This is a genomic window from Streptomyces sp. M2CJ-2, from assembly GCF_016757295.1.
Taxonomy (GTDB): domain Bacteria; phylum Actinomycetota; class Actinomycetes; order Streptomycetales; family Streptomycetaceae; genus Streptomyces.
On the sequence record NZ_JAESIF010000166.1, the window covers coordinates 1 to 4,271 of the forward strand.

Below are 4,271 nucleotides of genomic sequence, written 5' to 3' on the forward strand. Positions count from 1 at the left end.
ACCGGAGACCACCTCACTATCGATGTCCTGCGGTACCCGGGCCCAAGACGTCCGCCCGGGCGATCCTGATGGCGCGGGCTCCTCCGTTCTTCCCTCGGTGATCAACCACTTACCTACTGCTGGTACTGCTCTCCTGCATACTGCTGGTGGCCTGGGACAGCGCCACCCTTCGGCAGCCGGCCCCGTCGCCCGTCCTGCGTCTGCTCCGGCCTGGAACCCCACTGCCGAACCTCCCGGTGCGCGCGTCCGCAGCCGACGCCTTCACCGAGGTTCTGCTCACTGACTTCACTGCGGGGGACTGCTCACGGCGGCCCCTGAGCACCGCGGGCCACCCGGTCCGGTCGTCAGTCCCGTCGCCGTCCTGCGTCTGCTCTGGCTTCGGAACTCCACCACCGCACCGTCCTGCATCCCGCGACTGCGGGTACTGCGGCCCGGCAGTTCGTCTCTGCCGGGCCCTGTTGATCTCGACTACGAGAGAAACCATAACCACACCACCACCCAATGTCTACTCCAGCGGGCATAGATTTCCGCGCGTTCGACGGTGAGGTAATCGGGCCCCGCCGGGTCAAGGGGGACGCTGGGCTGAGCACAAGCACCGGGCAGGCAGGACCGGGCATTGACGAGCCGGCGGCCAGGGGGGACCTGCTGGACACGGTGCGCGTCGGCGCCACGGCCATCCGCTCCGCGACCGCGGGCGCCGACGCGCCCGAGACCACCCGGGCCTTCTGCGAAGCCCTCCGGCAGCCTGTGCCGCTCGAGAAGTCGGTGTGGCCAGGCTGCCGGAGCAGCAGCGCGGACAGCGCCGCGCACCAGAACCGGTCGGTCGGCTCATAGCGGACCGGGCCCTCCACCTGCCGGCGCAGCACGGCGTTCGCGTTCCGCAGCACGAGCAGCCCGGCATCCTTGGAGGCGTTGCGGCGCGGCAGTACCGACGGGACAAAGGGCATCTTCCGGATCATCTTGTCCACCAGGGACACGAGCACCCGGACATGCTTCCGGTCAGCGCAACATCATCGCTGCCGCCTGCGGCGATGACTTTTCGAGCGGCACAGGCGCGTGTGCCGGTCAGATCTCCATCACGGCCTCGCAGTCGGGGCAGACCAAGGATGCGTACTCATCGGGGTACCACGGCGCCCCACGGCGCTCGGAAGGCCTGCGGCGGGCGGTCGCCATAACGAACGTGTCCTTGCCGCAGAGGGTTCGTGGTCCGGTCCTGGTGGGCGTTCCCGGCGCGGTGGGCGCCGCGTGCACCCGGCGAACGGGCCGTTCTTCATCACCTGGTGAACCGGGGGAGCGTGTGGCCACCGGCTTGTCGAGCTCGTACACGACGACGATGTCGCTCATGCCCCTACCGTAGGCCGAGGGGTCGATTTGCCCGCAGCCTCGAGCCGGGTGGCTGTGATCGGCTGTCGCGCCTGGACCGCGAACGGCGGCTATTCGGGCCTGTTCACCGGGCCAGACCTGGCCGCCTCGAACTCCGCCCGGACCTCGTCTGAGCTCACCGAGCGGGGAAGGTGAGCCGCAGAACGATCTCGCCGTCGTCGATCTCCCCGGTGGGCTCGAACCCGAACTTCCGGTAGAAGGGCCACGGTTCGCCGTCGCCGGGCTCGTAGCTGGTCAGCAGCTCGGTGGCGCCGTCCGCGCGCACCAGGGCAGCGATCTGCGTGAGCACCTCTCGGCCGATCCCTCGCTTCTGGTACCGCTTGTCGACGAGGAGGCGCCAGAGGAAGTGCCGCCCTGTGAAAGGACCAGCCGACGGTTTCCACGACAGCATCACGAAGCCGACCGGCTCGTCGCCACGGTACACGGCGCGGTACCAGGGATTGGCCTCCGGCGTCCTTGCCGCCTCCTTGAGCGACGTGGACACGGAGGCGACGAACTGCTTCTGGTCACGTCGGACGCGGAGGGCACGAACGACATCCCGGCTGTCGTCGGTGATCTCCCGTAGGTGCACGCCTGGGGGCCTCATGCCACACCCCTTCCTGCATCCGGCAGCCGCGCCGTCCGGGCCAGCGTGAAGAGCCGCCACCGGGCGGCACTCCCTTGTGCGTATGCGTTGTCAAGGACGCCGGGTTGGACGTCTTCGCAGCGTATCCGACACCGGCGATCTGGAGCGGAACTGGCGCGCCGGACTGTGACCGTTTCCGAGGCAGCTCCTGGTGAAGAGCGACTCGGCCTGACGCGGCGATGCCCAGAGCCCCCTGCCGCATCGCGGCACCCTCACGTGTTGCAGGTCCTCCGCACGGGCATTGTCAACTTGTTGGTGTGCGGTTGCTTGAGGGTGTGCCGGGGTGTGCTGGGCTTGGTTTCCGCCTCTGGTTCAGGCCTCGGTGGGCATGGCGATAGTGCCGGTGATCTCGTTCCAGGTTCCGAAGCGGTGACGCATCTCGGTGCGGTAGCCGGGGGCGGTCATCCGGTAACGGCGGGGCCGGAAGTGCGGTGAGATCTGGCTGAACGCGGACAGGAATTTCTGGGCTCTGCCGACTGTGCGGAAGCCCTTCATCGCGCGTTCGCGCTGCCTCGTCGGCTGATGGGAGTTCTCGGCCCGGTTGTTCAGGCCCTGGTGGGAACGGTGCTCGACTGAGGACATCAACTCTCTGTGGGCGACGCCGTAGGAGCGGAGCTTGTCGGTGACCAGCACCCTCGGTGTCCTCCGCTGCTTCTTCATCATCTTGGCCAGGAACCGCTTCGCGGCCTTCGCGTCCCGCTTGGACTGCAGCAGGATGTCGAGGACGGTGCCGTCCTGGTCCACGGCCCGCCACAGGTAGTGCCGCACCCCGTTGATCTTCACGAACACCTCGTCCAGGTGCCACTTATCGCCGGCCTGGGGCCGGCGACGGCGCAGGGCGGCCGCGTACCGGGGGCCAAACCGGTCGCACCACCGGCGGATCGCCTCATGGGAAACGGTGATCCCGCGGGCCAGGAGCAGCTCCTCGACTTCGCGGAAGGAGAGCGGGAAGCGGTGGTACAGCCACACCGTGTGGGAGATGACCTCCGCCGGGAACCGGAATCCCTTGTACGACGGCCCGTCCCCGGCACCCTCCACAACCAGCCCCTCCCGAACGATCAACAAACCCGGCCACCATTCCAGCCCGGAGACCATTCACTCAACGTGACAATGCCGTGTGACGGGCTCTTCGTCACGCGCAGGCTCGCGAAAGGAAAGCGGGGCTGCGGCCTTGTTCTCGCTCGCCGGTCGGTCAGCGCTCCAGGTCCCCGCGCATCTGGACGAAGAGCTTTCCCGCATCGGCGAGCGTGCTGTCCTCGAAGAGCGCGACGGCCGCCGTGCCCTCGTCGGCCCACCCGCAGATGACGTTGCCCTCCTCGCCCGGCGAGGCGAGCAGGCACTCCACCGAGCCACCGAGCGGCCCGGGCTCCACCGGCTGCGCCTCGGGCTGCCCCAGCTCCGGGTCCCACCGGATGTACTCGATCATGCCTCGGAACAGGTGCTCACGGCGCCTGCTGGTGTCCTCGGGTACGTGGTCGACGCCCTCGAACAGCACCGGCGCACCCTGCCCGCCCGGGTCCCCGTAGTTGCCGATGACCAGCGTCATGCCGTCCCGCATCTCGCCCGGGTCGACCGGAGCGTCCGTGAGGGCCCGGTCTCCCGTCAGCCTGTCCAGGCCGCCCGCTCGGGGGGCGTCCAGCAGGGTGCGCGGACCGCCCTGCTCCGCCGAAGGCGTCGGTGACGCGGATCCGGAGATCTGCCCTCTCGGAGGGGCGTCGGGGTCGGGAAGGCCCGTGGCGTCCTCCCGGCAGCCGCCGACCGTCAGCATCGCCAACACCGCCACGGCCGTCAGGCCCGTTCTTGCCGCAGATGCGCGCTTCATCAAAACCCCCGTTGTTGCTGCACTCGTGGTGCCCCCCGCCGCTTTGAGTGGCGGCCGTGATCAGTGACGAGTCGTTCCGGCCCGATGGTTCCCGCCGCCGGGCACGAGGACCTGCCGCCCGGTGCAACGCCTGAGGACACCGTCACGTCGCCTGCCCGGGTGGAGTGGGCTTCTGGTTGGTCATGCCGGGGAAAGGTCGTCCGTGCACAGCGCGCCGCCGTCGCACCCGGGGCGCCGATACCCGGTCGAGATCATTGCCCCGGTGTGTGGGTCAAGCGGGCCGAGACCGACGAGGGCACCAGGCCCGGCACCACCAGCGCCGAAGCGTGCCAGGCGCTGAAGTGACGGGGCACCGCCCTTTTGCCGTTGGGTGCGGCTCCTTCCAGGGGACAGCTGAGCTGGGGATTTACTGATCCGGGTGTGGGCGGGGTGGTGTCGTCT

General features: G+C 69.0%; 6 protein-coding genes. 1 reads left to right on the forward strand and 5 read right to left on the reverse strand.

Annotation, left to right across the window (positions count from 1 at the left end; all coding sequences use genetic code 11):
* The first annotated feature begins 501 nt into the window (after positions 1-501).
* Complete coding sequence (locus JL475_RS38190) at positions 502-834, forward strand: hypothetical protein (RefSeq protein WP_202282798.1); 333 nt, start codon at positions 502-504, stop codon at positions 832-834.
* A gap of 231 nt (positions 835-1,065) precedes the next feature.
* Here JL475_RS38190 and JL475_RS38195 read toward each other — a convergent pair whose 3' ends face one another.
* The 5 genes from JL475_RS38195 to JL475_RS38210 all read right to left on the reverse strand — a co-directional run bounded on the left by JL475_RS38195 (position 1,066) and on the right by JL475_RS38210 (position 3,830).
* Positions 1,066-1,344, reverse strand: a complete 279-nt coding sequence (locus JL475_RS38195) for a hypothetical protein (RefSeq protein ID WP_202282799.1) — start codon at positions 1,342-1,344, stop codon at positions 1,066-1,068.
* Positions 1,345-1,498: 154 nt separating this feature from the next.
* Positions 1,499-1,969, reverse strand: coding sequence for a GNAT family N-acetyltransferase (locus tag JL475_RS38200; RefSeq protein WP_237409436.1), 471 nt, complete (start codon positions 1,967-1,969; stop codon positions 1,499-1,501).
* Positions 1,890-2,210, reverse strand: coding sequence for a hypothetical protein (locus JL475_RS41835; RefSeq protein ID WP_368860258.1), 321 nt, complete (start codon positions 2,208-2,210; stop codon positions 1,890-1,892). The genes JL475_RS38200 and JL475_RS41835 overlap by 80 nt, the downstream gene beginning before the upstream one ends.
* 110 nt (positions 2,211-2,320) lie before the next feature.
* Complete coding sequence (locus JL475_RS38205) at positions 2,321-3,046, reverse strand: IS6 family transposase (RefSeq protein WP_202282801.1); 726 nt, start codon at positions 3,044-3,046, stop codon at positions 2,321-2,323.
* Between the two features lie 154 nt (positions 3,047-3,200).
* The gene (locus JL475_RS38210) at positions 3,201-3,830 is read right to left on the reverse strand and encodes a hypothetical protein (RefSeq protein WP_237409437.1); all 630 of its coding nucleotides are present in this window, start codon (positions 3,828-3,830) and stop codon (positions 3,201-3,203) included.
* Positions 3,831-4,271: the final 441 nt, after the last annotated feature.

Excerpts from the sequence above, each read along its gene's own strand:
- JL475_RS38190 (WP_202282798.1), top strand. The coding sequence starts at position 502 with ATGTCTACTCCAGCGGGCATAGATTTCCGCGCGTTCGACGGTGAGGTA.
- JL475_RS38195 (WP_202282799.1), bottom strand. The coding sequence starts at position 1,344 with ATGAGCGACATCGTCGTCGTGTACGAGCTCGACAAGCCGGTGGCCACA.
- JL475_RS38200 (WP_237409436.1), bottom strand. The coding sequence starts at position 1,969 with ATGAGGCCCCCAGGCGTGCACCTACGGGAGATCACCGACGACAGCCGG.
- JL475_RS41835 (WP_368860258.1), bottom strand. The coding sequence starts at position 2,210 with ATGCGGCAGGGGGCTCTGGGCATCGCCGCGTCAGGCCGAGTCGCTCTT.
- JL475_RS38210 (WP_237409437.1), bottom strand. The coding sequence starts at position 3,830 with ATGAAGCGCGCATCTGCGGCAAGAACGGGCCTGACGGCCGTGGCGGTG.